This window comes from Actinoplanes nipponensis (genome assembly GCF_016862275.1).
In the GTDB taxonomy this organism is placed as follows: domain Bacteria; phylum Actinomycetota; class Actinomycetes; order Mycobacteriales; family Micromonosporaceae; genus Actinoplanes; species Actinoplanes nipponensis.
Map to the genome: position 1 here is coordinate 20449 of NZ_BOMQ01000026.1, position 25728 is coordinate 46176.

23 protein-coding genes are annotated in these 25728 nt (G+C 75.5%); 13 read left to right on the forward strand and 10 right to left on the reverse strand.

From position 1 onward, the window contains the following. Positions 1–33 precede the first annotated feature (33 nt). Both Ani05nite_RS10100 and Ani05nite_RS10105 read left to right on the forward strand, forming a co-directional pair. The gene (locus tag Ani05nite_RS10100; protein ID WP_239129585.1) at positions 34–1638 is read left to right on the forward strand and encodes a methyl-accepting chemotaxis protein; all 1605 of its coding nucleotides are present in this window, start codon (positions 34–36) and stop codon (positions 1636–1638) included. A 74-nt stretch (positions 1639–1712) separates the two neighbouring features. Continuing rightward, positions 1713–2288: a winged helix-turn-helix domain-containing protein gene (locus Ani05nite_RS10105; RefSeq protein ID WP_203767105.1), complete on the forward strand. Its 576-nt coding sequence runs from the start codon at positions 1713–1715 to the stop codon at positions 2286–2288. On the opposite strand, the gene Ani05nite_RS10110 is transcribed toward Ani05nite_RS10105, so the two are convergent. Next, positions 2285–3253, reverse strand: coding sequence for a cation diffusion facilitator family transporter (locus Ani05nite_RS10110; protein WP_203767108.1), 969 nt, complete (start codon positions 3251–3253; stop codon positions 2285–2287). The genes Ani05nite_RS10105 and Ani05nite_RS10110 overlap by 4 nt on opposite strands. Positions 3254–3330: 77 nt before the next feature. After that, complete coding sequence (locus Ani05nite_RS10115; RefSeq protein WP_203767111.1) at positions 3331–4482, reverse strand: molybdopterin molybdotransferase MoeA; 1152 nt, start codon at positions 4480–4482, stop codon at positions 3331–3333. Positions 4483–4606: 124 nt separating this feature from the next. On the opposite strand from Ani05nite_RS10115, the gene Ani05nite_RS10120 reads away from it, so the two are divergent. The 4 genes from Ani05nite_RS10120 (at position 4607) to Ani05nite_RS10135 (ending at position 7501) form a co-directional block, all read left to right on the forward strand. Further along, the gene (locus Ani05nite_RS10120; RefSeq protein WP_203767113.1) at positions 4607–5635 is read left to right on the forward strand and encodes a S66 peptidase family protein; all 1029 of its coding nucleotides are present in this window, start codon (positions 4607–4609) and stop codon (positions 5633–5635) included. An 80-nt stretch (positions 5636–5715) separates the two neighbouring features. Further along, positions 5716–6165 carry a pyridoxamine 5'-phosphate oxidase family protein gene (locus Ani05nite_RS10125; protein ID WP_203767114.1) on the forward strand — a complete coding sequence of 150 codons (450 nt, stop codon included), beginning with the start codon at positions 5716–5718 and terminating at the stop codon, positions 6163–6165. 302 nt (positions 6166–6467) lie between these two features. Beyond that, positions 6468–6740: an alpha/beta fold hydrolase family protein gene (locus Ani05nite_RS10130; RefSeq protein ID WP_203767115.1), complete on the forward strand. Its 273-nt coding sequence runs from the start codon at positions 6468–6470 to the stop codon at positions 6738–6740. Between the two features lie 182 nt (positions 6741–6922). Next, positions 6923–7501 carry an RNA polymerase sigma factor gene (locus Ani05nite_RS10135; protein ID WP_203767116.1) on the forward strand — a complete coding sequence of 193 codons (579 nt, stop codon included), beginning with the start codon at positions 6923–6925 and terminating at the stop codon, positions 7499–7501. On the opposite strand, the gene Ani05nite_RS10140 is transcribed toward Ani05nite_RS10135, so the two are convergent. Beyond that, the gene (locus tag Ani05nite_RS10140; protein ID WP_203767117.1) at positions 7498–10218 is read right to left on the reverse strand and encodes an AAA family ATPase; all 2721 of its coding nucleotides are present in this window, start codon (positions 10216–10218) and stop codon (positions 7498–7500) included. The genes Ani05nite_RS10135 and Ani05nite_RS10140 overlap by 4 nt on opposite strands. A gap of 90 nt (positions 10219–10308) precedes the next feature. On the opposite strand from Ani05nite_RS10140, the gene Ani05nite_RS10145 reads away from it, so the two are divergent. Further along, the gene (locus tag Ani05nite_RS10145) at positions 10309–10914 is read left to right on the forward strand and encodes a hypothetical protein (protein WP_203767118.1); all 606 of its coding nucleotides are present in this window, start codon (positions 10309–10311) and stop codon (positions 10912–10914) included. Positions 10915–10937: 23 nt separating this feature from the next. Continuing rightward, positions 10938–12791, forward strand: a complete 1854-nt coding sequence (locus Ani05nite_RS10150) for a Dyp-type peroxidase domain-containing protein (protein ID WP_203767120.1) — start codon at positions 10938–10940, stop codon at positions 12789–12791. 9 nt (positions 12792–12800) lie between these two features. On the opposite strand, the gene Ani05nite_RS10155 is transcribed toward Ani05nite_RS10150, so the two are convergent. Both Ani05nite_RS10155 and Ani05nite_RS10160 read right to left on the reverse strand, forming a co-directional pair. Continuing rightward, positions 12801–13088 carry a peptidoglycan-binding protein gene (locus tag Ani05nite_RS10155; RefSeq protein WP_203767123.1) on the reverse strand — a complete coding sequence of 96 codons (288 nt, stop codon included), beginning with the start codon at positions 13086–13088 and terminating at the stop codon, positions 12801–12803. 166 nt (positions 13089–13254) lie between these two features. Beyond that, the gene (locus tag Ani05nite_RS10160; protein WP_203767125.1) at positions 13255–13704 is read right to left on the reverse strand and encodes a DUF732 domain-containing protein; all 450 of its coding nucleotides are present in this window, start codon (positions 13702–13704) and stop codon (positions 13255–13257) included. A gap of 146 nt (positions 13705–13850) precedes the next feature. Here Ani05nite_RS10160 and Ani05nite_RS10165 point away from each other — a divergent pair, with 146 nt between their 5' ends. Next, positions 13851–14525, forward strand: a complete 675-nt coding sequence (locus Ani05nite_RS10165) for an MBL fold metallo-hydrolase (RefSeq protein WP_203767128.1) — start codon at positions 13851–13853, stop codon at positions 14523–14525. Between the two features lie 71 nt (positions 14526–14596). Here Ani05nite_RS10165 and Ani05nite_RS10170 read toward each other — a convergent pair whose 3' ends face one another. The 4 genes from Ani05nite_RS10170 to Ani05nite_RS10185 form a co-directional block, all read right to left on the reverse strand. Next, positions 14597–16843: an MMPL family transporter gene (locus Ani05nite_RS10170; protein WP_203767131.1), complete on the reverse strand. Its 2247-nt coding sequence runs from the start codon at positions 16841–16843 to the stop codon at positions 14597–14599. Between the two features lie 222 nt (positions 16844–17065). Then, positions 17066–18106 (reverse strand): LLM class flavin-dependent oxidoreductase, encoded by a 1041-nt coding sequence (locus tag Ani05nite_RS10175; protein WP_203767134.1) that lies wholly within the window; start codon positions 18104–18106, stop codon positions 17066–17068. 78 nt (positions 18107–18184) lie between these two features. Then, the gene (locus Ani05nite_RS10180) at positions 18185–18418 is read right to left on the reverse strand and encodes a hypothetical protein (RefSeq protein ID WP_203767137.1); all 234 of its coding nucleotides are present in this window, start codon (positions 18416–18418) and stop codon (positions 18185–18187) included. Further along, positions 18418–20391, reverse strand: coding sequence for a hypothetical protein (locus tag Ani05nite_RS10185; RefSeq protein WP_203767139.1), 1974 nt, complete (start codon positions 20389–20391; stop codon positions 18418–18420). The genes Ani05nite_RS10180 and Ani05nite_RS10185 overlap by 1 nt, the downstream gene beginning before the upstream one ends. Before the next feature lie 186 nt (positions 20392–20577). On the opposite strand from Ani05nite_RS10185, the gene Ani05nite_RS10190 reads away from it, so the two are divergent. Continuing rightward, positions 20578–21975 carry an alkaline phosphatase PhoX gene (locus Ani05nite_RS10190; RefSeq protein ID WP_239129589.1) on the forward strand — a complete coding sequence of 466 codons (1398 nt, stop codon included), beginning with the start codon at positions 20578–20580 and terminating at the stop codon, positions 21973–21975. 22 nt (positions 21976–21997) lie between these two features. Here the strand turns inward: Ani05nite_RS10190 and Ani05nite_RS10195 are convergent, their stop codons facing one another. Next, positions 21998–22585: a TetR/AcrR family transcriptional regulator gene (locus Ani05nite_RS10195; RefSeq protein WP_203767141.1), complete on the reverse strand. Its 588-nt coding sequence runs from the start codon at positions 22583–22585 to the stop codon at positions 21998–22000. Positions 22586–22662: 77 nt separating this feature from the next. Between Ani05nite_RS10195 and Ani05nite_RS10200 the strand changes: the two genes are divergently transcribed. From Ani05nite_RS10200 to Ani05nite_RS10210, 3 genes are read left to right on the forward strand one after another with little or no spacing between them, the layout of a single operon-like run. After that, the gene (locus tag Ani05nite_RS10200) at positions 22663–23796 is read left to right on the forward strand and encodes an alkane 1-monooxygenase (protein WP_203767143.1); all 1134 of its coding nucleotides are present in this window, start codon (positions 22663–22665) and stop codon (positions 23794–23796) included. A gap of 50 nt (positions 23797–23846) precedes the next feature. Beyond that, a complete protein-coding gene (locus tag Ani05nite_RS10205) occupies positions 23847–25313 on the forward strand; it encodes an amino acid permease (RefSeq protein WP_239129591.1) in 1467 nt (488 codons plus the stop codon). Between the two features lie 42 nt (positions 25314–25355). After that, positions 25356–25724 (forward strand): group I truncated hemoglobin, encoded by a 369-nt coding sequence (locus Ani05nite_RS10210; RefSeq protein ID WP_239129593.1) that lies wholly within the window; start codon positions 25356–25358, stop codon positions 25722–25724. Positions 25725–25728: the final 4 nt, after the last annotated feature.

Here is a 25728-nt window from a genome sequence, read left to right on the forward strand (position 1 = left end):
CCTCCGGCCCCGGGTGGGTGGTTTGCTGATCGGGTGGCGGACGAGGGGCCCTGGCGGCTGCTGACCGACCGGCGGGTCGGCACCAAGATCATGATCGCGGTCGCGGTCGTCGCCGCGTTCGGCGTGGCCGACGGCCTGTTCGCCCTGGCCAGCCTCGGCCGCACCAACGACCAGGTCGAGACGGTCTACGGGCACAGCCTGGAGCTGAACACCATAGGGCGACTGCGCAGCGCGGCCAACCTGACCTGGCTGGCGGCCGACGACTACCTCCTGGCCGACGACGCGGCGCAACGGTCGGCCGCCGCCACCGCCCTGAGCGACGCCGAAGCGGGTGTCGCCGCCGCCGCCCAGGAGTACGCGGCGTTCCCCCTGGGCGCCGACTCCCACGCCGCGATCGCCACGTTCACCACGGACTGGGCCGGGTACGAACGCCTGGTCGACGACCAACTGGTGCCGGCCATCACCGGCGGCAACCGCGCCGCCGTGCGGGCGCTGCGGTCCGGGCCCCAACAGACCTCGCTGGCCGCCCTGCGCGCGGACCTGACGACGCTGGCCGATGCGACGGTGCGGGAAGCGGCCGGCCAGGAGGCCGGCGCGGAGCGCCTCTTCCGCTCCACCCGGCTCTGGGTGATCGTCATCCTGGCGGTCAGCACGGCACTCGGCCTGCTGCTGGCGGCCGGCATCGCCCGGACCGTCGTGCGGCCGCTGGCCCGCTGCGTGCGCACCCTCGGCCGGATCGGCGAGGGCGACCTCACCGCCCGGGCCCGGATCACCGGCCGCGACGAGATCGCCCGGCTCGGCAGCGCCCTGGACGCCACCGCCGGCGCGATGGCCGGGCTGGTCGGCCAGGTCACCGGCAGCGCACACACCCTGGCCTCGGCCGCCGAGCAGCTTTCCGCCGTGTCGCTGCAGCTCTCCGCCTCCGCCGAGGAGACGTCGGCGCAGGTGGACACCGTCGCGGCGGCCGCCGGTCAGGTGTCGCGCAGCGTGCGCGCGGTCGCGGCCGGCGCCGACGAGATGGGCATCTCCATCCGCGAGATCGCCGACAACGCGGGCGAGGCAGCCGGGATCGCCGCCGGCGCCGCGCGCACGGCCGAGGCCACCAACACCAGCGTCGCGCGCCTGGGCGCGGCCTCCACCCAGATCGGCGACGTGGTCAACCTGATCACCGCCATCGCGCAGCAGACCAACCTGCTGGCCCTGAACGCCACCATCGAGGCGGCCCGCGCCGGGGAACTGGGCAAGGGCTTCGCGGTGGTCGCCAGCGAGGTCAAGGACCTGGCCCAGGAGACCGCGCGGGCCACCGAGGACATCTCCGCCCAGGTGGCCGCGATCCAGGCGGAGAGCGACGGGGCGGTCGCGGCGATCCGGGAGATCGCCCAGGTGATCACGACCATCAACGACTACACCACCACCATCGCCTCGGCGGTGGAGGAGCAGACCGCCACCACCGGCGAGATCGCCCGCAGCGTCGGACACGCCGCCGGCGGCTCGGCCAGCATCGCCGAGACCATCTCCGGCGTCGCCGAGGCCGCCCAGCAGGTGACCGGCGGCGCCACCGAGACCCAGCAGACCGCGGCCGAGCTGGCCCGGATGGCCGCCGGGCTCAGCGGCACGGTGTCGGCCTACCGGTTCTGAACCGCGGCGGAAAACAGGCGCGCGGCCGGCGGGTTCAACCGCGGGCGCCGCGCAGCCGTACCACCGGTATGAGGGTGTTGCTGGTAGAGCACGACGAGTCGATCGCGGGACCGCTGATCGAGGGGCTGGCCCGGCACGGCATCGTCGCCGACCGCGTGGCCACGGCCGCCGAGGCGCGGACCGCGGCGCCGCACGACGTGCTGCTGCTGGGCCCCGGCGCCGGGCCGGCCGCGGCCGGCCGTGACGCGACCGTCCCGGTGATCGTCCTGGGCGCGGGCGGCCCGGAGGTGGGCCGGGGGCCGGGCGCCGACCTGGTGGCGCGGATCCGCGCGGCCCGCCCGGCGCCGGCCGCGGACCCGGTCCGCACGTACGGCCCGCTGCGGATCGACACCCGCAGCCGGCAGATCCGCCTGCACGGCGTGCCGATCCCGCTCGCCCCCAAGGAGTACGACCTGCTCGTGGTCCTCGCGGCCGTCCCGGGCGCGATCGTGGACCGCCGGCACATCCTCGACACGGTGTGGGAGCCCAACTTCCTCGGCCCCGGCCGGACGCTGGACTTCCACGTGGCCAGCCTGCGCCGCAAGCTGGGCGACGCCGGCTGGATCGAGAACCGGCGCGGCGTCGGCTTCCGCCTCGTCGTGCCGGCCTAGTGACGGTGGGCGGCCGCCGGCTCCGCGCGGCGGCCGTGCGCGTGCTCCGGGTCGGGGTGGATCAGCGCGCTGGTCAGCCGGGGTACGGCGTGACTGAGCCGGTGCTCGGCGTCGACCGCGATGGCGTGCGCCGCCACCAGTGACAGCTCGGCGCCCACGGTGATCTCGGCCTCGGCGTGCAGCCGGTGGCCGATCCAGCGCAGCCGCAGGCAGCCCACGCCCAGCACGCCGGGGGTCTCCCGCAGGCCCGCCTCGGCCCGCTCGACCAGGGCCGGGTCGACGGCGTCCATGAGCCGCCGGTAGATCTCCCGGGCCGCGTCCCGCAGCACGAGCACGATCGCCCCGGTGATCAGCAGGCCCACCGCCGGGTCGGCCCAGCGCCAGCCCAGCGCCGCGCCGCCCGCGCCGAGCAGCACGGCGAGCGAGGTGAAGCCGTCGGACCGCGCGTGCAGGCCGTCCGCGACCAGGGCGGCCGAGCCGATCCGCCGGCCCACCCGGATCCGGTACCGCGCGACGAGCTCGTTGCCCGCGAAACCGAGCAGGGCGGCCGCCGCGACGTACCCGGCGTGGCTCATCTCCTGCGGCTGCAGCAGCCGCCGCACCGCCTCGTAGCCGGCGAAGGCCGCGGAGGCCGCGATCGTCGCGACGATCGCGATCCCGGCCAGGTCCTCGGCCCGGCCGAAGCCGTACGTGTACCGCCGGGTCGCGGCCCGCCGCCCGAGCAGGAACGCCACCCCGAGCGGCACCGCGGTCAGCGCGTCCGCCACGTTGTGCAGGGTGTCACCGAGCAGCGCGACCGAGCCGGAGTACGCCGCCACGACGCCCTGCGCCGCCGCGGTGAGCCCCAGCACCACCAGGGAGATCCACAGCGCCCGCAGGCCGGCGCGCGACGACTCCAGCGCGGCGTCCACCTTGTCCGCCGGGTCGTGGGAGTGCGGGGTGAGCGCGTGCCGCAGGCCGGTCATGACCGCAGGGTAGCCGTCGGGACCGGTTGCGCCAACGCCGCAAATGCCTCTGACCTGCAACAACCCCGGTTGGGCGGTCAGCGCAGCGGGATCAGGTCGGCCGGGGCGCCGTCGGCCCAGCCGTCCTCCAGCACCGCCAGCGCGTCCCCGGCCGCGGCGCCGGCCAGGCTCGCGGGCCGGCTGCCCGGCACCACGACGGCGTGGTCGCCGGCCAGCCGGACGGGCACCAGCCGGGTCACCGGCGCCGCCACCACCACGTCGCCGCGCACCGGCAGGCGCGGGGCGACCGGCACGGGCCGGCCGCTCAGGGCGTACAGCAGCGGCTCCAGGACGGTCACCGCCGCGACCAGCCCGGCGAACGGGTTGCCCGGCAGCCCGGCGACCCACCGGCCGTCCGGCAGCACCGCCAGCAGCTGCGGCCCGCCCGGCCGGCAGGCCACCCGGTCGACGAGCCGCCGCGCGCCCAGCTTCTCCAGCACCCGGTGCAGATGGTCGGCCGCGCCGGCCGAGGACGAGCCGGTCACCACGACGACGTCGGCGTCCGGCCCGGTCAGCCGGTCGGCCAGCAGGCCCGGGTCGTCGCCCAGCAGCATCCGCTCGACCGGCGTCGCGCCCGCGGCCGCCACCAGCGCCGACACCATCGGCCCGAAGACGTCGCGGACCTGCCCGGCGCCCGGGACCCCGGCGCCGACGACCTCGTCGCCGGTGACCACCAGGGCGACCCGGGGCCGCCGGTGCACCGGCACGGTGTCGGCGCCGCCCTGGGCCAGCAGCCCGGCCACCGCGGGCGTGATCAGCCGGCCCGGGCCGGCGAGCTCGGCGCCGGCCCGGGCGTCCTCGCCGGCCCGCCGGATGTGCGTCCGGGCCGGCGCCGCGGCGGCCGTCAGGTCGGCCGTCTCGTACGGCAGCACCGCGACCGTGCCGCCCGGGACGACCGCGCCGGTCATGATCTCCACGGCCTGCCCCGCCCCGAGCTCGTGCGGCCACGCCGGGCCGCCGGCCAGCACCCGGCCGAGCACCCGCCACGGCCCGGCGCCCGCCACGGCGTAGCCGTCCATCGCGGCGGTGTCGGAGCCCGGCAGGTCGGCGCGGGCCCGGACCGCGGCGGCCAGCACCCGGCCCACCGCCCGGTGCAGCGGGACGTCCTCGGTCGGCAGGGCGGCGGCGGCCTCGGCGGCGGTGCGGCGGGCGGCTCGCCACGGGGTCGCGGCACGGTCGATGGATGGCATCGGTGCCAGTGTCACATCCGCGGTTCCGGGCGTACCGGCGGCCCGCACCCCGTCACCCGCCGGCGCGTGTCGTTTTTCGTCGATGTGCTGGCGATCCGCCCGCCGGTACGACACGCTGCGGTGGATGACGATCACTCGCCGTACCCTGCTCGGGACCGCCGCGGTCGCCGGCGGCACCCTCGTCCCCGGCCCGGCCGCCCACGCCGCGCCGCGCCGCACCGTCCGGGCTCCCGCGCTGCGGCCCGGCGACCGGGTCCGGGTGGTCGCGCCCGGCTCGGCCCCGGACACCCGGCTGGACCGCGGCATCGAGATCCTCACCGGCTTCGGCCTGGTGGTCGAGCTCGGGGCGCACGTCCGCGACCGGTACGGCTACCTGGCCGGCGCCGACGCGGACCGGCTGGCCGACCTGAACGCGGCGTTCCGCGACCCCGGCGTCCGCGGCGTGTTCGCCGCCCGTGGCGGCTACGGCACCCAGCGCATCCTGGACGGCCTGGACCTGGGCGCGGTCCGCCGCGACCCGCGGGTCTTCGTCGGTTTCAGCGACCTGACCGCGCTCAGCGGCCGGCTGTGGCGCGGCGCCCGGCTGGCCAGCTTCTACGGCCCGATGGTCAACTGGACCGACGCGCGGACCGGCCCGGCGGAGATCGCGTCGCTGCGGGCGGCCGTGATGACGACCGACCCGGTGGTGCTGACCCGCGACCCGGCCGAGCCGAGCGCCGCGGTGGCGGTCCCCGGCACGGCGACCGGGACGCTGCTGGGCGGCAACCTGACCATGCTGCAGACCGGGTACGGCACCCGCGACTTCCCGGACCTGACTGGGGCGATCCTGCTCTTCGAGGACACCGACGAGGCGCCGTACAGCTACGACCGGATGCTGACCCAGCTGCGCCGGGTGGGCGCGCTGGACCGGATCAGGGGGATCGCGATCGGCCAGTTCACCAACGCGCCGGTCACCGCCGGACAGTGGACGGCGGCGCAGGCGGTGCAGGACCGGGTCGGCGACCTGGGGGTGCCGGTGCTGGGTGGGCTGCGGATCGGGCACGGCAGCGGACAGCTGACGGTGCCGCTCGGCACGCGGGCCACCATCGACACCGCGGCGGGCACGCTGACGGTTGCCCCGGGCGTGACCGCCCGAACCGCCCCGGCTCCGTAGGCGGCGGCCCGGGAACGCGGCCGTCACGCCGTCCCCGGGCGTCCTCGCGGAGAACGCGTCGCCGATGCGACCATGGGCGGATGACGGCATGGCGGGACGTCGAGCAGGCGGCGCCGGAGTTCGCGGGACGGGTGCGGGCCCTGTTCGAGGCCCACAAGCACAAGACGCTGGCCACCCTGCGCGCCGACGGGTCGCCGCGGATCTCCGGCATCGAGACCGTCTTCGCCGGCGGCGAACTCGTGTTCGGCTCGATGCCGCACGCGCGCAAGGGCGCGGACCTGCGCCGGGATCCGCGGTTCGCCCTGCACGGGCCCACCGTGGACCCGGTCGAGGGCGCCGAGGCGCGGTGGCCGGGGGAGGCGAAGATCTCCGGCCGGGCCGTGCCGGCGCCGACCGGGGAGGGCGAGGGCGACCGCTTCCGGGCCGACATCGCCGAGGTCGTGCACACCCACCTCGACGACAGGGCCACCGTGCTGGTCGTCGAGTGGTGGACCCCGGCCGGTGGCCTGCGGCGGGCCGAGCGCGCGTAACCACGGCCCCGGCCGCCGGGAGCGCCGGAGCGTCTGGGCCACCCGTACCGCCCCCTCGGCGCGGATCGCCTCGGCCTTGCCGGTGATGCGGTGCCGGACCGCCCGTGAGCGGCCCGCCCGCGTGCTCACCCCGACGCATCCGGGCTGGAACGGCACCCCGCGCCCCGGCGACCTCACCGACGTGCGCGGGCCGGCCGAGCTCTACCTGGCGCTGATCGACCGGCTCGGCCTGACCGGGGTCACCGTCGTGGGCAACTCAAGGCTGGATCGCCGCCGAGCTGGCCCTGCTCGCCGGTCCCCGGGTGGGCCGGATCGTCATCGTGAACGGCGTCGGCATCAGCGTGCCCGGCCACCCCGTCGCGGACTTCTTCGCGCTGACCCCGGCCGAGCTGACCGAGCTGTCCTATGCCGACCCGGTCCGCTCCCGGGTCGACCCGGCCACCGTCCCGGCGGCGGAGCGGGCCGTCCTGGCGGCCAACCGGCAGACCATCGCCGTCTTCGCCGGCGCCGGGCACCTGCCGCAGCTGGAGGCCCCGGCGCGCACCCTGGCCGCCGTCTGGGACTTCGCCGGCTGAACCTCGGCGGTCGCCGGCCGGTGGGCGCCCGCCCGCCCCTGATGCAGTCGGATCCCCGACGCGTACCCCGGTATCCACCCCAGGGTGGGCGCCGGCCATCCCCAGGGTGCCGCCCGGATCTCAACCGCACCGCGAATCCCTAGCGTCGTCCGGGTTGGTTCGACACCACGGGGAGACGCGACATGACGATCAACCAGTACGACGGCACCCGGGACCTCATCCGCGACGCCCGCAGCGGCGCGGCCGGCGCGGCCGACCGGTTCGTGCAGCAGTTCGAACGGCTGGTCTGGTGGACGGTGCGCTCGTTCCGGCTGCCCCAGTCCGACGCCGAGGACGTGGTGCAGAACACCTGGCTGCGCGCGTTCGAGCACCTCGACGAGATCCGCGACCCGGACCGGGTCAGCTCCTGGCTGGTGACCATCGCCCGGCGGGAGTGCCTGAAGTTCCTGCGGGCCGGCAAGCGCGAGATCCCCGGCCTGGAGCTGGAGGACGAGCCGCGCGACGAGCGGGCCCCGCACCCTGAGCAGGCCGCCGTGGACGCCCGGATGAACCACCTGCTCTGGCAGCACGTCAACTCGCTGCCGGCCTCGTCACGCGCGCTGGTCGTCGCGCTCAGCAGCAGCGACGCCCCCGGCTACGCCGAGCTGGCCCGGTGCCGGGGCATCCCGATCGGCAGCATCGGGCCGACCCGGATGCGGTCGCTGCGCAAGCTGCGGGCCTCGCTGGAACGCGCCGGCCTGGGGGCGCAGGCATGGCACTAGCCCTGGGCGGCGACGGCGATCCCGGCGAGCTGGGCCCGGGACCGGATGTGCGTCTTGCGGTAGATGTTGCTCAGGTGGTACTCGATCGTCTTCTGCGACAGGAACAGGGTGGCCGCCGCCTCGTGGTTGGTGGCCCCCCGGGCCACCACCAGCGCCACCTGCAGCTCCTGCGGGGTCAGCTGGGGGAGCGCGTCGGCCGGGCGGCCCACCGCCGAACCGGTGGCCCGCAGCTCGGTGCGCGCCCGCTCCGCCCAGGGCTGCGCGCCCAGCCGGGTGAAGGTCTCCAGCGCCTCCTGCAGGAGGCCGCGGGCGTCCGCCCGGCGGCGGGCCCGGCGCAGCCGCTCGCCGTAGCAGAGCTGGGTGCGGGCCCGCTCGAACGGCATCAGGGCGCACCCCGGGGCCCGCAGCGCGGTCCGGAACGCCTCGTCCATCTCCTCGGGGGCGGCCAGCAGCGCCCCGCACCGGGCCGCGGCGGCCCCGGCCCACTGCCCGGCCGGCTCCGGCCGGTCGAGCAGCTCGCGCGCGTCGTCCACGCGGCCGTCCCGGATGTACGCCTCGACGAGGTCGTACACCCACGGCACCACGGCCGGCTCGTGGATGTGCGCGACCACCGGCAGCTCCCGCACCGCCTCCAGCCGGGTGATCGCCTCGCCGGTGTCACCCCGGCTCAGCGCCAGCAGCCCCAGCTCGTGACCGGTGTAGAGGGCCATGCAGGCGACGCCGAGGCGCTCGGCGACCGCCATGGTGCGCTCGACCCGGCGCCGGCAGTCGTCGGCGCGGCCCTGCACCGCGTCGAGGCGGCCGGCGAAGAACAGCCCGTACAGGTTGGCCTGGCGGGTCTCGCTGGCCAGCCGCAGGCTCTCCGCCGCGCTGACCCGCGCGTCGTGCCAGCGCCCGACCCGGAAGTGCAGCTCCGACTCGATGCCCAGCGCCTGCGGCAGCACGCCCAGGGCGCCCGCGGACCGGGCGGCCGCCACCACCCGGCCGATCAGCTCGCCGGCCCGGTCGTAGTGCTCGAGCCAGATCCAGGTCAGCGCCGCGTGGCAGAGGTCCTGGGCGCGGACCACGGGGTCGGCCGCCATCAGCTCGGCGTGGCAGTCCCGCAGCAGCGTGGTCGCCGCCTCCCGGTCGCCGGCCAGCGCCCGCCCGCCGGCCAGGGCCACCGCCGCGACCAGCCGGGCCACGCCGCCGACCCGGCCGGCCAGCTCGTAGCCGCGGCGGACCACCGCCTGCAGCCGCTCGATGTCGCCGACCATGAAGTACGGGATGCAGGCGTCGGAGTACATCAGCGCGGCCCGGGCCGGATCCACCTCCTGCACGGCCGCCGCGCTGCGGACCAGGAACGGCAGCACGCCGTCGGGCCGCTCGCGCCACATCCGCACGTACGCGCTCATGTGCTGGATCAGGGCCCGGCGGCCGGGATCGGCGGTCAGCGGCAGTGCCTCGTCGAGCAGCGGCAGCACCTGGTCGTTGTGCCCGGCGAGCTGCCAGCAGCGCGCGGCGCGCAGCAGCCGGCGGGCCCGTTCCGGACCGCGGCTGAGCCGGGCGGCCTGCCCGAACGCCCGGGCCGCGGCCACGTAGCCGGCGCGCCGGCTGGCGCGCAGCGCGGCGTGCTCCAGCTCGGCGGCGACCTGCTCGTCCGGGGCCAGGGTGGCCGCGGCCAGGTGCCAGGCGCGGGCGTCGGCCGCGGCGTCGCCGGGCACGTCGGCCAGCGCCGCGGCCAGCGCGCTGTGCGCGGCGCACCGGTCGTCCATGGCCGCACCGTGGTAGACCACCGAGCGCAGCAGCGGGTGCCGGAACTCGATGCGCCGGTCGTCGATGGTGATCAGGTCCTGCTTCTCGGCCGGCGCGAAGTCGCGCAGCTGCAGCCCGCGCGCGCGGGCGGCGACGAGCAGGGTGGCGGTGTCGCCGCCGACCGCGGCCGCGGCCAGCACCAGCGCCCGGCGGGTGTCGTCGTCGAGCTGGTCCAGCCGGCCGCGCAGCGCGCGCTCGATGCGCGAGCCCGGCGCCACGAACGGCGCGGTCACCTCCTGGTCGATCGTCTCCGGCCGCTCCCGGCACAGCTCGATCACCCCGAGCGGGTTGCCGGCCGTCGCGGCGTGCAGCCGCGCCCCGGTGCCCGCCGGGGCGACCGCCAGCGTCGTGCGGCACAGCTCGTCGACGTCCTCCACGGACAGACCGGTGAGCGCCACGTGCCGCGACGGCAGGCCGGCGGCGTCCGCCGGCTCCCGCGTGGCCAGCAGCAGGGCGATGCCGTCGGCGTGCAGCCGGCGCCCGGCGAAGAGCACGGCCTCCCGCGAGGAGGCGTCCAGCCACTGCAGGTCGTCCACCACGATCAGCAGCGGCGTGGCCTCGGCCGCCGCGGCCAGGATGCCGACCGTGGCGGCGCAGACGGTGAAGCGGTCGCCGGCCACCGGCGGGCCCAGGGCCAGGGCGCTGCGCAGCGCGGCCGCCTGCGGGGCGGGCAGCTCGTCCAGCACCCCCAGCACCGGCCGCAGCAGGTCGGCCAGGCCGGCGAACGGGATCTCCGACTCGTCCTCGTAGCCCCGGGCGGACAGCACCTGCATGCCGGTGGCCTGCTCGATCGCGTAGCCGACGAGCGTGGTCTTGCCGATCCCCGGCTCGCCGGTGAGCACCAGCGCGTCGCTGCGGCCGGCCCGCGCGCCTGTCAGAAGACCGTCGATCAATGCACGTTCGGCGGTCCGTCCGAGCATCATCGGCCGAGTGTATTCCCGTCGCAATCGGGCGAGGATGCCCGTACCGCATCGGCGGGGGCCGATGCGGTTGATTGTTCGCGAAGGATCATCATGATCGAGATCACCGATCCGCCGGGCGAGGAATCGCGGGACGGGTCCTATCTGTCCTCCATGGCCGGCCGCGGCACCCCGCTGACCGTCCTCACCCCCATGCCGCGGCGCTGGGTCCCGCTGCTGCGCGGCTTCCTGTTCCTGCGCCGGCTGCTCGGCGCGCCCAGCGACCTCAAGCGGATGTCGTTCATCCACTTCGCCCACTGGTCGGTGCTGTCCCGCTTCCCCGGCCAGCAACGCCGCTCCCGGTACGCCTACCTGCTGTTCCGCAGCGACTTCAACGGCGCCTGGGGCAAGTACATCGACGCCTTCTCGCTGGAGATCCCGGCCCGGATGGCGCTCATCTGGGGCTGGTCGTACGGGTTCCCGGGCGCGCTGCCGCCGGAGCCGTTCCGCCGCTACATCCGCGCCAACGACCTCGAGGTCGACCACTACTACTCCGCGTACCCCGACTCCGGGGTGACCGAGATCGGCGCGGCGCTGCGCGTGCGGGAGGCGTACGAGCGGCACCTGGGCCCGGCCGAGCCGGCGGCCTTCGGCGCGGCCTGGCGGCGCTTCGTCGACGAGGTCCAGGGCGACCTCTACAGCTGGGAGGAGCGGTCATGAGGCTACAGCTGGGAGGAGCCGTCATGAGGCGGGCCACGACCGGCACCCGGTCGGTGACCGTGTTCGCGCGCATCGCCGACGGCCGGGCCGCCGCGGTGCGCGAACGGTTGCGGTCCTATCGCGACCGCAGCCCGTTCGCCGCGGTGGGCGGCGTCCACTTCGCCCGGCTGGTCGTGCTCGAACACGCGGTGCGGCAGCGCCGCCCGGCGGACATGTCCCGCCGGGCGCGACTGCTCGACCTGCTCGCCCACGGGGGCCGGCCGCCGCGCCCGGACGACCTGCCGCACCCGTACCTGATGCTGACCGCCACCGTCGACGGCGAACCGGCCGACTTCTTCCGCCGGCTGCGGCGGCTGGGCCCCGACGCCGACGCCATCTGGGGCGACTGCGCCGGCTACCCGGGGCACCGGCGGCCCGAGCCGTTCGTCGCGTTCTTCGCCGACCGCAGCGTGCGCGCCGACTACACCTTCGCCGGCAGCCCCGAGGGCACGGTCGCGCAGATCACCGACGCCCTGCGGCTGCGCAGCAGGGTGGCCGCCTTCGCCGCCACCGCCCCGGACGACGCCGACGGCACGCTGCGCGGCCGGTTCCGGACCGCCGTCGACCTTGCCGAGGAACGCGTCCCCGCGCCCGGCCCGGTGGCCGAGCTGGAGCTGCCCGACATCCAGGGGATCGTGCTGCGGGGCTTCGGCGACCACTGCGCCGCCGCCCACCTGTTCCTGCGGATCACCTCCGCCGCGCCGGCGCGGCGCTGGCTGCGGGCCGTCGCGCCCGAGGTCACCGCGGCGGCCGAGGTGGGCGACCGGCCGTCCCGGGCGCTGCACCTGGGCATCAGCCATGCCGGGCTGGCCCGACTGGGGGTGCCCGCCGAGGAGCTGGCCGCCTTCCCGGAGGAGTTCCGCGAGGGCATGTACGCCCGCGAGCACGTGCTCTCGCCCGGCCGGGGCACGGGGCCCTGGCGGGCCCCGTTCGACGCGCCCGGCGCGGTCGACATCGTGCTGCTGCTTTCCGCGACCGGCGCCGGCGAGCTGGAGCCGTGGCTGGCCCGGCTGCGCGCCGAGGCGGCGGACAGCGGCGGCCTGCGCGTCGTGGGCGAACAGCGCGGCGACCGGATGTCCGACCCCGAGGGCGACGGCAGCACCTTCGTCGAGCACTTCGGCTTCGCCGACGGCATCTCCCAGCCGCGGGTGGCCGGCTACGGCCGCGACACACCGGGCGAGGTGCTGCCGCCGGGCGAGTTCGTGCTCGGCCTGCCCGACGTGGACGGCGACGTCGCCGGCCGGACGCTGCCGCCCGGGCTCGCCCGCAACGGCAGCTACCTGGTCTACCGCAAGCTGGAGCAGGACGTGCCGGCGTTCCGGGAGATGACCGCGGCGGTCGCGGCGGGCTTCGCCGGGGGAGCGGACGACGTCGCCGCCGGGCTGGTCGGGCGGCGCCGGGACGGCGAGCTGCTGGCGCCGTGCCCGGCCGCGGCGCACGTACGGCGGGCCAACCCGCGCGGGGCGCTGCCCGGCGGGGAGAAGCTCAGCCGCCGGCATCTGATGCTGCGCCGCGGGATCCCGTACGGGCCGTGGCTGCCCTCCGGCGCGCCGGCCGACGACGCGGAGCGCGGCCTGCTCTTCCTGGCCGTGGTCGGCGACCCGGGGCGGCAGTTCGAGTTCGTGCAGACCGAGTGGATGGCCGACGGCAACGCCTTCGGCCGCGGCCGCGAGCAGGACGTCTTCACCACGGCCGGGGGACCGGGGGCGCGGATCCTGCTGACCGGCTCGCCCCCGGCGTACGTGCCGGTGCCGCGGCCGCTGGTGACGTGCCGGGGCGGGGAGTACTTCCTGATGCCGGGACTGGATGCGCTGCGGGCCCTGGGCAAGTCCGGCTGAGGGGCCCCGTCAGGCGGCGGCGTGCTCGAAGCGGCGCAGCTCGCGGGCCTCCTTGGCGTACCGGGCGAGGAGATGGACCGTGCGCGGGCCGGCAACGCCGTCCGGGTCGAGGCCGACGCGGGCCTGGAAGCCGCGGACGGCGGCCGCCATGTCGTCCTCGCCCGGCCCGGCGCTCATGCCGAGGTCGGCGAACAGGCCGCGCAGGGCCGCCGGGTCGGCGGTCGGCCCCGGGTCGCCCCAGCCGATGACGCCGCCGACGGCGGTGCCGACGAGACCGAGCATTCCGCGAGCCGACATGGTGACCTCCTGGAGCCGGTGATGGGCACCTCCCAGCATGCGCAGTCCACCTGTGCGTGCCATCTGCCGCGGGGATCGATCTGCTGGGAGCCGGCTGCGACTTTCGGCTGAGCCGCTCCCGGCCCCGGCCGCCGGCGGCCGGACGGGCTCGGGCCGCCGGCCGCGGTCAGAACTCGCGAGCCCGGCGGTCCTGCTCCGGGCACACCGTGTCGATGGCCAGTCCGACCAGCGTGCGCCCGGTCGCCCGGTCGGCGCCGATGGCCCGGACCTCGGCGACCACGGCGCCGGCGGGCCGGCCCTCGGCGAGCGCCGCGCACGCCTGCCGGCCGAGCGTGGCGATCTCGTCGTCGCGGCGGTCCACGGCCAGGCCGGGCAGGTCGCGCTGCACGACGGTGACGAACCCGGCGGTGCCGCCGCCCCGGGCCCGGTCGGCGGTGCGGGCCGTCGTCCCGGCGGATGCGGCGACCGTCGTCCGGCCGGCCACGGTCGTGGGGCCGGCCGGCGAGGCGGTGCCGGTCGCGGGCACCGGCACGGTCGCGGGCTCGGTCTCCGGCTCGTCGCCGCACCCGCCCAGGGTGAGCAGCAGCACCGCCGCGATCAGCCACCGTCTCGCCATGATCCACCCCGTTCGTCCGTTGCCGCCGTCCCGATCGTTAACGACGACCCCCGCGCGACGAGACGGACGGCCGCGGACTTTCGCCCGCACCCCGGCACACCGGCCGGGTCCGCTGCCGCGAGGCCGCCGGATGCGAGGATCACCGCATGCGAGAAGTGGTCGACGGCGTCTTCGAGGTGCCCATCGGATACGTCAACGTGCACCTGGTCGTGACCGACGACGGCATCGTGCTCGTCGACACCGGGCTGCCCCGCCGGTCCGCCAAGATCGGCCAGGCGCTGCACGGCCTGCGCCGCGCGATCGGTGACGTGCATACCGTGCTGCTCACCCATTACCACCCCGACCACACCGGCGGGCTGGCCGAGGTGCGCCGCCGCAGCGGCGCCCGGGTCGTCGCCCACGCGGCCGACGTCCCGTACGTCACCGGCGCCGAGCGGCCCGTGACCCGCCATCCGGTGGTCAAGGTGGTCTCGCTGCTCATGGGCGTTCCCGAGCCGGCCCCGGTCGACGACGTGGTGACCACCGACGGGTACGCGCCGCTGCCCGGCTTCACCGCCCTGCACACCCCCGGCCACACCGCCGGGCACCTGTCGTTCCTGCTCGACCGGGCGGACGGGGTGCTGTTCGCCGGCGATGCCGCGGCCGGCCGGCGCGGCGGGCGGATCGGCAGCGCGCCGAAGATGGTCTCGGCGGACGTCCAGCAGCAGGAACGCAGCGTGGCCCGGCTGGCCGGGCTCGAGTTCGAGCACGCCGTGTTCGGGCACGGCCGGGCCGTCCGCGGCCGGGCGGTGGAACGCTTCCGGGAGTACGTCGCCCGCTGACGCCCGGGCACGCACGGCGAAGCGCCGGCCGGAACCCCGTGGCTCCCGGCCGGCGCACCTGCGTCGACGGATCAGCGCGCGCCGATCAGCTCCGGCGCCTGGTCGTCGTGCGGCGCCGGGTCACCGGCCACCGGTCCGCCCGCGGCGTGCCGGCCCCGGCCCCGCAGCAGCCGCGGCGCCCACCAGTTGGCCGGGCCGAGCAGCGTCATCAGCGACGGCAGCACGACCGCCCGGATCAGCGTCGCGTCGATCAGGATGGCCGCGGCCAGGCCGACGCCGAGCTGCTTCATGTCGATCGTGGACAGCGTCGCGAAGATCGAGAAGACCGCGACCATCACGATGGCGGCGCTGGTCACCACCCCGGCCGAGCCGGTGATGCCCTCGGCGACGGCCTCGCGGTTCGGCACCCCGCGCAGCACCGCCTCGCGGATCCGGCTCACCACGAAGACGTGGTAGTCCATGGACAGGCCGAACAGCACCACGAACAGGAACAGTGGCAGCCAGGTGACGATCGCGCCCATCGAGGTGAAGCCCAGGACGCCCTCGGCCCAGGTGTGCTGGAAGACCAGCACCAGCAGGCCGTACGCGGCGCCGGCGGAGAGCAGGTTGAGCGCGATCGAGGTGAGCGCCACCACCACCGAGCGGAACGTCCAGGCCATCACCAGGAACGTCAGCAGCAGCACGAAGCCGACGACGACGGGCAGCTTCTGCCACACGTGGGCGGCGTAGTCCTCGCTGTCGGCGACCGCGCCGCCGACCGCGTACGAGACGCCGTCGAGCCCGCCCAGCGCGGCCGGGACCAGGTTCTCCCGCAGCCGGTGCAGGGACTGCACGGCCTCGTCGCTGCGCGAGGAGAACGGCGTGGCGAGGGACAGCACCGACACCCGCCCGTCGGGCGAGACCTCCAGGTCCGGCCCGGTCTGCTCCGGCGCGGCGAACAGTCGGTCGCCCTCGGTGCTCGCGGCCAGCCGGGTCAGGGCCGCCTTGACGGCGGCCGCCTGGCCGGCCGGGGCCTGCACGGCCACGAGGTGGGTGGTGCCGTTGCTCGGGTACGCGGCGGCGAGCCGGTCGTACGCCTGCATGGCCGGGGTGGTGCGGGGCAGGTCCTCGGTGCCGGGGAACTTGAGCTGCATGCCCAGCGCGGGCGCGGCCAGCGCGAGCAGCAGGCCGGCGCTGATCAGCAGGGTCGGCAGCGGGCGGCGCAGCGCGGGACGCAGCACAGTGGACCAGAAGCGGCTCGGCTGCACGGAGCCGTCGGGGCTGGTCCGGCGGGCCGTGAGGCGCCACAGCAGCGGCACCCGCGGGCGGTCCACCCAGCGGCCGAGCTTGGCCAGCAGCGCCGGCAGGACGGTCAGCGAGCCGATCACCGCGACGGCGACGACCAGGATGGAGCCCACCGCCAGCGACGAGAAGATGGCGTCCTGGGCCAGGAACAGCCCGGCCATGGCGATGACGACGGCCGTGCCGGAGACCACCACCGCGTGCCCGGAGGTCTCCGCGGCGATCTCCACCGCGTCGACGTGGCCGCGGCCCCGGGCGCGTTCCTCGCGCTCGCGGCGGACGTAGAACAGCGAGTAGTCGATGCCCACGGCCATGCCGATGAGCAGGATGACGCTCGAGGTGGAGTCGTTGGCCGGCACCAGGTGCGAGGCCAGCGTGGAGAGGCCGATCGCGGCGGCCACCGAGGACAGGGCCAGCAGCACCGGGATGCCGGCGGCGATCAGCGCGCCGAACGCGATGATCAGGATGGCCAGGGTCACCGGCAGGCTGAGCAGCTCCGCCCGTTTGAAGTCCGCGCCGAGGGTGTCGTCCAGGGCCTTGTTGATGGACGGCCCGCCGACCTGTTCCACCTGCAGCGCCGGATTCCGCTCCTGGACGCGGGCGGTGGCCGCGCGCAGCGGTTCCACCCGGTCGGCGGCGGTCTCCGGGTCGCCGCTCATGGTGATCGGCAGCAGCAGCGCCGAGCCGTCGGTCGCCTTGACCGGCTCACCGACCCGCGCCACTCCCGGCACCGAACGCAGCTCGGTCGCGGCGGCGGTGGCCGCGGCGCCGGCGGCCGCCTGGTCGAGCGGGCCGGAACGGGAGGTGATCAGGACATTGTCGACGGCCGGCTCGTCGGGGAACCTGCCCTCCTCGATCATGACGCCGGCCCGTCCCGACTCGCCCACGGACTGGTCCTCCGCGGTGGCCTCCTGCAGCCCGGCGGCGTTGCCGCCGATGAAGCACACGGCGACGAACACCACCCACAGGGCCACCGCCCGCCAGGGATGCTCGGCACTCCACCGGGCCACCCGAACCGTCACCGGTCGCTTGTTCATCGCTGGTTCCCCCTGCGTCGATTCCTGTGTCGAACCTGAACCTAGGCAGGGCGGGAACTGGGAACATCCGGGTCGGACCCGCGTCGCACCCCGACCCGGTCCCGAGGGCGTCCCGGGTCGCCGGCGGGGGCAGGAAAGCGGCGAATCGGCGGTACCGGGCGCCGGTCGGGGTCGCGGCTCGGCCTGGGGGAGGAGCCGGCGGCCGGGGACCCCGAGGCGGGCTCAGGGTTTGCCCCGGGCCACCGGCTCCGCGGCGGCCCAGCCGAGCGCCGGCGCGATGTGTCGGGTAATGGTCTCGAGGATCCGGGCGTTGTAGGCGACGCCGAGCTGGTTGGGCACGGTGAACAGCACGGTGTCGGCGGCCCGGACGGCCGCGTCGGCCGCGAGCTCCTCGGCGATGCGGTCCGGCTCCCCGGCGTACGTGCGCCCGAACCGCGACCGGACCCCCTCCAGCAGCCCCACCTGGTCCTCGTCGGGCCGACCGCCGAAGTGGCGCCGGTCGATCTCCTCGGTGATCGGCAGCACGCTGCGCGACACCGACACCCGCGGCTCCCGGTCGTGGCCCTGCTCGCGCCAGGCCTGCCGGAACAGCTCGATCTGCTCGGCCTGCAGCCGGTCGAACGGCACCCCGGTGTCCTCCGACAGCAGGGTCGAGCTCTGCAGGTTCATCCCGGCCCGGGCGGCCCACCCGGCGGTGGCCCGGGTGCCCGAGCCCCACCAGACCCGGTCCCGCAGCCCGGGCGACTGCGGCTGGATCGCCAGCCCGCCGCTGACGCCGGTGCGCGCCGGGTCGGTCCGGGCGACCCGGGCACCGTCGATGGCGGCCAGGAACACCTCGGTCTTGCGGCGGGCGGCGTCCGCGGCGGTCTCGCCCTCGGCCGGGCGGTACCCGAACACCTCGGCCCCGCGCAGCACCGTCTCCGGCGATCCGCGGCTCAGGCCCAGCTGCAACCGGCCGCCGCTGATGAGGTCGGTCGCGGCGGCCTCCTCGGCCAGGTGCAGCGGGTTCTCGTAGCGCATGTCGATGACGCCGGTGCCGAGCTCGATCCGCGACGTGCGCGCGGCGATGGCCGCCAGCAGCGGGAACGGCGAGGCGAGCTGCCGTTCGAAGTGGTGCACCCGGACGAACGCGCCGTCCACGCCGAGCTCCTCGGCGGCCTGCGCCAGCTCGATGGTCTGCAGCAGGGCGTCGGCGGCGCTGCGGGTCCGCGAACCGGGCGCGTCCCGCCAGTGGCCGAAGGACAGGAAACCGATCTTCTTCACCCCGGCGGCAACGGCCGCGGCGCGGCGCGGATTCCCGTGGCGATCGGCCGGTGCCGCAGGCGGGCCCGGACCGGCGGCTCATTCGACGCGGAGCAACTGCCGGATTCCCTTCTCGTCGAACCCGGTGATCTCGCTGAACAGCAGGAAGACCCCGAGGGGCACGAGGGCGGCGGCCGCCAGGTAATTCTGCCGGAGGATGTGGCGGCGCAGCGCGGCGAGGGCCCGCCCGGTCTCCGGCGGCAGGGGCCGCGGCTCGTACCGCTGCCGGAGCCGTCGCCGTTCGCGGCCGTAATGGGAGATGTTGTTCCTCATCACCCACACGTATGCGGCGGACAACAGCGCGAGGTACGAGAAGGTCGCTCCCCAGGAGGCGCTGAGATCGTCGATGTGGGCGAAGAAGAAGTTGGGCACCCAGCCACGCTGATGACCAGCACCAGCACCACGAATCCGTCCTGCAGGAGGCCCGCCAGGGGCAGCCCGATGACCTGCGTACGCGCCGGACGCGCGCCCGGCAGACAGCCGGCCGCCAGGAACGGCAGCGCGACAGTCGCCGCCGCGGCGACGGCCAGGTGGAGGAGCGCGTAGCCGACGGTGACCACGCCTCCGGCTGACTGGAGCGCCGGACCGGCCATCCACGTCGTGGTGGCGCCGGCGCACACCCCGACGGCCAGGGCCACTACCCGGGTGGCCCGGTCGACCCCCTGGTCGTGCAGGTGTCCGGTGTTGCTCAGCACGGATTCGGTCAGGAAGGCGCCGGCGACCAGGGCGACGAGGACGGCGAAGCCGGCCTGCCGCCACCCGCTGAAGCCGGCCCGGAGACACCAGAACATCACCCCGCACCACAGCGCACAGCAGAGCGTGGCCAGGCCGGGACGTGCGGTCGGCGCCACCACCGCGCCGGCGACCAGGAGCACGGTGATCAGCGCGGCGAGCACCACGACCAGCACGGTCAGGAGCACGGGGTCGGCGATCCGGCCGTCGCTCCAATGGCCGCCGGCCGTGGTGCCGATGACCAGCGAGATGCTGGCGAGCAGAGCGGCGGCGTAGGCGGTCACGATGGCCAGATAGGCCTGCCACTTGGTCGCCGACAGGTGACTTCGCGGCGCGTCGGCCTCTTCCGCGCTGATGACCGCGGCGAAGTGCATCCGGACTCCCCGTGCGGCGACCGCGAGCAGGAGCAGGCCGGACAGGGCGACCGCGATGTTGCCCCAGGCGGCGGCGAGATCGGCTTCTTGGTGCAGGTAGCGGCCGGCCATGCCGACGACGACGATGGGCGCGACGGTGCCCGGTCCGGCGAGGAGCCACCGGCCCGCGGGGCGGCTGCCGGTCAGGAGCCGGGCGAAGAGGCTGACCTCCAGGGTGGCCATCACGGAGCTCAGGGCACACGCGAGAAGCGCCGGCAGCGCCGGCAACCGCTCGAGCGTGGCGGCCAGGTACACCGGACCGGCCGCAGCGAGTGCCGCGCAGCTCGCCACCACGACGTGTTCCCACCGTGCGCCGATGCGGAGGACGGCTGTCGCGGAGGCGCCCGCCAGCCCGGCGACGACCGCGGGAACCACTGTGAGCGGTGTGACGGTGGGCCGCGGCGTCAGCAGGCAGGCCAGTGAGATGGTGGGCAGGATGGCCAGGCCGGCGGCGACAGCCATGACCGGGACGACTCGGGGCCCGGCCGCCGCGCCGGTGGCCGCGACGACGACCAGGAGCGCCGCCGCGGCGAGGCCGCCGGCCTGACCGAGCGTCGCGCCGTTGTCCTGGGCGAGCAGGGCGACGAACGCCGACACCGGTACCAGGACGCCGAGGACCGCCACCGAGCGGACGCGCCGGATCGCGGGCCCGGGCGTGCTGCGGGCCTCGTGCCGGAGACGGAGCCACAGGCCCGTCCCGGCCGAGAGGAAGAAGCCGCTCGCGAGCGTGAGGAAGACGGCGTGGTACCACCCGGCAATGGCGAAATGGTGGGGTGCCGGCAGCGTCCAGTTGAGGCGCGGCCGGGGATCGAGCAACCACTGCACCTGCGTGCCCGCGCCCGCCAGCAGGCCGGCGATCGCCGCGACGGCGAGGCACCGGCGCTCGGACCGGCTCCAGCCGGCACGCCACCGTCCTGCCGCGACCGTGGTGCCGGCCAGGACGGGAAGCAGCAGACCGTCGCCGACCGTTGCCGAGCGAAACGTGAAGAGGCCCGGCAGGCGGTCGTCGCCGAGCCGCGCGACCGAGAGCAGGGCGAGCATGCCGAAACCGAGGATCCACACGATGACGGCCACCCGGACGCCCGTTCGGCCCGCGGTCATCACCCGACTGTGCTGAAGGCGGGACGAACGCGCCATCCTCCGATCAGCTCCGGCGCACCTCGGTGTCCACGGGTCCTCCGTTCATCCATTGTTGGCTCTGCGGTCGCCGTCCTGCGGTCGCCCGGCCGCGCTGGTCCGTTTGCGTACGCAGCGAAGGACACGTCACCGCCCCGGAGAGAGACCATCATGAGCAATGCGCTACCCCGCCGAGACCTGCTGCGCGCGGGAGCCGCCGGCGGCCTCGGCATCGCCATCGCGGGCAGCCTGGAGGCCATCGCCGGTCCCCTCGAGGCCCAGGCCGCCGCCCGCCCCCGGGCCGGCTACGGGCCGCTGGTGGCCGACCCGGCGGGCCTGCTGGCCCTGCCGAAAGGGTTCCGGTACCGGATCGTCGCGGAGGCCGGCCGGACGCTGCTGGAGTCGGGGCAGCCGACGCCGAGCGACGCCGACGGCACGGCGTGCTTCCGGGCCCGCCACGGCTGGGTGCTGGTCAACAACCACGAGATCAACGGCACCGAGCCGTACGGCGTCCCGGCGCTGCCCGGCCTGACCTACGACCCGGGCGCGGCCGGCGGCACCACCAACATCGTCGTCGACCACCACGGCAACCGCGTGCGGGAGTACGTCAGCGTGGCCGGCACGCACAACAACTGCGCCGGCGGCGTCACCCCGTGGAACACCTGGCTCACCTGCGAGGAGACCGAGCAGCGGGCCGGCGGGGTGTTCCAGAAGGACCACGGGTACGTCTTCGAGGTGGACCCGGTCGACCGGGACGCCAACCTCAACCCCGTGCCGCTGGCCTTCCTCGGCCGGTACGCCCACGAGGCGGTGGCGGTCGACCCGCACAGCCACCGGATCTTCCTCACCGAGGACGCCGGCGGCCCGCTGGGGCTCTACTACCGCTGGACCCCGCCGAGGAAGTTCCGGGGCGGCAAGGGCGCCCTGCGCGACCTGGCGCTCAGCCCGGGCGGCGGCACGGCGGGCACCCTCGAGGCGATGAAGTGCTCGTGGCGCGGCCGGCACGTCTTCGACCTGTCCGAGGCCACCGCGCCGGGCACCCGCTACGACGTGCAGTGGGTCGACGTGCCCGAGCGCAACGGCAGCACCGTGCCGGTGCGCAAGCAGTTCACCGACGACCAGGTCACCCGCAGCCGCAAGCTGGAGGGCCAGTGGTGGGGTGACGGCGGCGTCTACTTCGTGGCCAGCTACGCCCGCAAGGACGACGGCAGCCGCAACGAGCACGACGGCCAGGTCTGGTTCTACGACCCGGACCACCGGACCATCACGCTCAAGACCATCTTCGGGGTGAACCCGGACCCGGCCGTGGAGGGCGCCTACGACGGGCCGGACAACATCACGCTGTCGCCGTACGGCGGTCTGATCATGGCTGAGGACGGGGAGGGGCTGAGCCACCTGGTCGGGCTCACCGAGCGCGGCACGGCGTACCCGATGGCCCGCAACGAGCTCAACGACAGCGAGTTCACCGGCCCGACGTTCAGCCAGGACGCGTCGATCCTGTTCGCGAACCTGCAGTCGCCGGGTTACGTCTTCGCGATCACCGGCCCGTGGGGGCGCGGCCACCACTGACGTCCGGGCGTCCGGCTGCTGCTCAGCGCAGCAGCCGGACCAGGGTGTCGGCCAGCACGGCGGCGGTCTGCTCGGCCGGGGCCGACGGCAGCACCACGTGGCTCAGCACGAGCCGCACGATCGACTCCGCCGCCGCGGCGACGGTCTGCTCACCGGCCTGCGGCACGTGCGCCGCGGCCCAGTCCCGGACCACGGCGCTCGCCGTCGTGAGCACCAGCTCCGAGCGGGTGGTCAGGTACGGCAGCAGGCCGTCGTCGCCGTCGGCGCCGGTGAGGACGGTCTTGACCAGCGGGTTGTCGGCCGCCTCGGTGAGGGTGCGCAGGATCGCCGCCTCGCCGGCCGCCCGCACGTCCCCGCCGTGGGCCAGCAGCTCGGCGCGGACCGCGTCGACGAACCGGCCGATCTCCCGGCCGGTCAGGGCCTCGGCCAGGCCGGCCTTGTTGCGGAACTCGTTGTAGACCGTCTGCCGGCTGACCCCGACCGCGTCGGCCACGTCGGCCATCTTCACCGCCGCCCAGCCCTGTGCGACCGCGAGGTCCCGGGCGGCGTCGATGATCGCCGTGCGGAGCTGGCGGCGCTTCTCCTGGCGGTAACTCGGGGACTCGTCCATCGGGCCGAATAGTAGACGCATGTACCCGGGCTGTCCAAAATCTTGACACGGGAAGCTCCCGTGTCAAGGATAGCGCCATGGCTTCCACCGTCACCGCTCCCGCCTGGCGGGACACCAAGCGACCGCTGTGGCCGCTCGCCCTGGTGATCCCCGTGCTGCCGTTCGTCTCGCTCGCCGTGGCCGTCCGCTGGGACACCGGCTGGGCCTGGCTGCTCACCCCGGCCGTCGTCTTCGGCCTGATCCCCGCCATCGACCTGGTCATCGGCAACGACCGGGCCAACCCGCCCGAGGACCTCGTGCCGGCCCTGCAACGCTCGCCCTACTACCGCTGGATCACCTACCTGTACCTGCCCGCCCAGTACGCCGCCCTCGTCGCGGCCTGCGCCGTCTGGGCCCGGGGGCCCGGCCCGGTCGGCGGCGTCGGCCTGGTGCTGACCATCGGCATCGTCAACGGCGTGGCCATCAACACCGCCCACGAGCTGGGCCACAAGCGCGAACGGGTGGAACGCTGGCTCTCCAAGATCGCCCTCGCGCCGACCGGCTACGGCCACTTCTTCGTCGAGCACAACCGCGGGCACCACGTCCGCGTCGCCACCCCGGAGGACCCGGCCAGCTCCCGGTTGGGGGAGAGCTTCTGGCGGTTCTGGCCCCGGACCGTGCTCGGTAGCCTGCGCTCGGCCTGGCGGCTGGAGACCCAGCGCTTCCGGCTCCGCTCCCGCAGCCCGTGGACCGTGCGCAACGACATCCTCAACGCCTCGGCCATGACGGTGGTGCTGTTCGCCGGCCTGGGCGTCGCGTACGGCCCCGGCGTCCTGCCGTTCCTGCTCGCCCAGGCCGTCGTCGGCTTCTCGCTGCTGGAGGCGGTCAACTACCTGGAGCACTACGGCCTGCTCCGGCAGCGCAACCCGGCCGGCCGGTACGAGAAGGTCGACCCCCGGCACAGCTGGAACAGCGACCGCCTGGTCACCAACGTCTTCCTCTTCCAGCTCCAGCGGCACAGCGACCACCACGCCAACCCGCTGCGCCGCTACCAGGTGCTGCGCAGCTTCGACGTGTCGCCGCAGCTGCCGGCCGGCTACGCCACGATGCTGGTCGCCGCCCTGGTCCCCCCGGTGTGGCGGCGGCTGATGGACCGCCGGGTGCTGGCCCACTACGGCGGTGACGCGTCGCTGGCCAACACCGGCCGCATGACCGGCCCGGCGCGGGGGTAACGCCACGGGGCACCGGCCGCGCCAGCAGAGGGAGCCCCACCGTGTCGATGATGCGGACCAAACCCATCGAGGTCGTCCTGGCCCAGAGCGGCGACCCGGGGGACGAGGGCCCGGCGGGACGGCTGCGCCGGCGGCTGGGCCCGCTGGACCTGATGGGTTTCGGGATCGGCATCGTCATCGGCACGGGCATCTTCACCCTCACCGGCATCGAGGCGCGCGACCACGCCGGCCCCGCCGTCATCGTCGCGTTCGCCCTGGCCGGGGTGGCCAGCCTGCTCGCCGCGCTGTGCTACGCCGAGCTGGCGTCCAGCGTGCCGACCGCGGGCAGCGCCTACACCTACGCGTACGCCACCATGGGCGAGATCGTCGCCTGGATCATCGGCTGGGACCTGGTGCTGGAGTTCGCCCTGGGCGCCGCCGTGGTCGCCCGCGGCTGGTCCGGGTACCTGGCCCAGCTGTTCCACCTGCCGGGCGCGTTCTTCGGCGAGGGCAGCACGGTCAACCTGGGCGCGATCGTGATCGTGCTGCTGCTCGGCGCGGTGGCCACGGTCGGCATCCGGCAGTCGTCGCGGGTGACCAACGTGCTGGTCGTGGTCAAGGTGGCGATCTGCCTGTTCGTCGTGGTCGCCGGCGCCTTCTTCATCCGGGCGGCCAACCTGACCCCGTTCGTGCCCCCGGCCCGGCCCGTCACCGACGACACCGCCGGGCTGGCCCGGCCGCTGTCGCAGGTGGTGTTCGGCCTGGACCCGTCGGCGTTCGGGGTGGCCGGGGTGCTGACCGCCGCCGCGGTGGTGTTCTTCGCGTACACCGGCTTCGAGGCCGTGGCCAACCTCGGCGAGGAGACCCGCCGGCCGCGCCGCGACCTGCCGCTCGGGTTGTTCGGCACGCTGGGGGTGTCGGCCCTGCTCTACATCGCGGTGTCGTTCGTCGTGGTCGGCATGGTCGACTACCGGCAGATCGACCGCGGCGCGCCGATCGCCTCGGCGTTCGACGCGGTCGGCGCGGGCTGGGCGTCCGCGCTGGTGTCGATCGCCGCGGTGGCCGGGCTCACCAGCGTCATCCTGGTCGACATCGTGGCCATCGGGCGGATCGGCTTCGCCATGTCGCGCGACCGGCTGCTGCCGCCGCCGGTCGGCGCGGTGCACCCCCGCTGGGGTACGCCGTACCGCACGACGCTTGCGGTCACGGTCGGCATCGCCGCGCTGGCCGGCTTCGTGCCGCTGTCCTCGCTGGCCAACCTGGTCAGCATCGGCACGCTGTTCGCCTTCGTGGTGGTCTCGGTGGCCGTGCCCGTGCTGCGCCGCACCCGCCCGCGGCTGTCCCGGCCGTTCCGGGTGCCGCTGTCGCCGGTGCTGCCGCTGGTCTCGGCGCTGGCCTGCCTCTACCTCATGACGAACCTGTCGGTGGAGACCTGGCTGCGCTTCCTGGCCTGGCTGGCCATCGGCCTGGTCGTCTACCTGGGGTACGGACGCCGCCACAGCCGCGGCGCCGAACGCGAGCCCGCCGAGGTGTCGTGAACCCGGCTGAACCGGCGGCCCCGGCTGCCTAGGGTGCGCACCATGGACGTGTCCACGCAGGATTCCCTCTACGCCCGCATCGGCGGGCGCCCGGCCGTGACCGCGGCGGTCGACGCCCTCTACCGGGTCGTCCCGGCCGACGACCGGCTGGCCGGCTACTTCGCCGCGGTCGACCTCGCGCAGCTCAAGGAGCACATGACGGCGCTGCTGAGCCAGCTGCTCGGCGGCCCCGAGCGGTACGCCGGCCGCGACCTGCGCGTCGCCCACCTCGGCCTGGGCATCACCGCGGCGCACTACGACCTGGTCGGCGCCTACCTGCTCGGCGTCCTGGCGGGCGGCGGCGCCGGCGACGAGGTGCTGGAGGCGGTGCGCCGGACCCTGGCCGCGGCCGCGCCCGACATCGTGGGCTGAGCGG

Coding starts and splice junctions, on each gene's coding strand:
- Ani05nite_RS10155 (WP_203767123.1), bottom strand. CDS start 13,088: ATGTCGGCTCGCGGAATGCTCGGTCTCGTCGGCACCGCCGTCGGCGGC.
- Ani05nite_RS10170 (WP_203767131.1), bottom strand. CDS start 16,843: ATGAACAAGCGACCGGTGACGGTTCGGGTGGCCCGGTGGAGTGCCGAG.
- Ani05nite_RS10160 (WP_203767125.1), bottom strand. CDS start 13,704: ATGGCGAGACGGTGGCTGATCGCGGCGGTGCTGCTGCTCACCCTGGGC.
- Ani05nite_RS10135 (WP_203767116.1), top strand. CDS start 6,923: ATGACGATCAACCAGTACGACGGCACCCGGGACCTCATCCGCGACGCC.
- Ani05nite_RS10190 (WP_239129589.1), top strand. CDS start 20,578: ATGAGCAATGCGCTACCCCGCCGAGACCTGCTGCGCGCGGGAGCCGCC.
- Ani05nite_RS10110 (WP_203767108.1), bottom strand. CDS start 3,253: ATGACCGGCCTGCGGCACGCGCTCACCCCGCACTCCCACGACCCGGCG.
- Ani05nite_RS10145 (WP_203767118.1), top strand. CDS start 10,309: ATGATCGAGATCACCGATCCGCCGGGCGAGGAATCGCGGGACGGGTCC.
- Ani05nite_RS10140 (WP_203767117.1), bottom strand. CDS start 10,218: ATGATGCTCGGACGGACCGCCGAACGTGCATTGATCGACGGTCTTCTG.
- Ani05nite_RS10185 (WP_203767139.1), bottom strand. CDS start 20,391: ATGACCGCGGGCCGAACGGGCGTCCGGGTGGCCGTCATCGTGTGGATC.
- Ani05nite_RS10180 (WP_203767137.1), bottom strand. CDS start 18,418: ATGAGGAACAACATCTCCCATTACGGCCGCGAACGGCGACGGCTCCGG.
- Ani05nite_RS10200 (WP_203767143.1), top strand. CDS start 22,663: ATGGCTTCCACCGTCACCGCTCCCGCCTGGCGGGACACCAAGCGACCG.
- Ani05nite_RS10210 (WP_239129593.1), top strand. CDS start 25,356: ATGGACGTGTCCACGCAGGATTCCCTCTACGCCCGCATCGGCGGGCGC.
- Ani05nite_RS10115 (WP_203767111.1), bottom strand. CDS start 4,482: ATGCCATCCATCGACCGTGCCGCGACCCCGTGGCGAGCCGCCCGCCGC.
- Ani05nite_RS10120 (WP_203767113.1), top strand. CDS start 4,607: ATGACGATCACTCGCCGTACCCTGCTCGGGACCGCCGCGGTCGCCGGC.
- Ani05nite_RS10125 (WP_203767114.1), top strand. CDS start 5,716: ATGACGGCATGGCGGGACGTCGAGCAGGCGGCGCCGGAGTTCGCGGGA.
- Ani05nite_RS10195 (WP_203767141.1), bottom strand. CDS start 22,585: ATGGACGAGTCCCCGAGTTACCGCCAGGAGAAGCGCCGCCAGCTCCGC.
- Ani05nite_RS10165 (WP_203767128.1), top strand. CDS start 13,851: ATGCGAGAAGTGGTCGACGGCGTCTTCGAGGTGCCCATCGGATACGTC.
- Ani05nite_RS10205 (WP_239129591.1), top strand. CDS start 23,847: ATGCGGACCAAACCCATCGAGGTCGTCCTGGCCCAGAGCGGCGACCCG.
- Ani05nite_RS10150 (WP_203767120.1), top strand. CDS start 10,938: ATGAGGCGGGCCACGACCGGCACCCGGTCGGTGACCGTGTTCGCGCGC.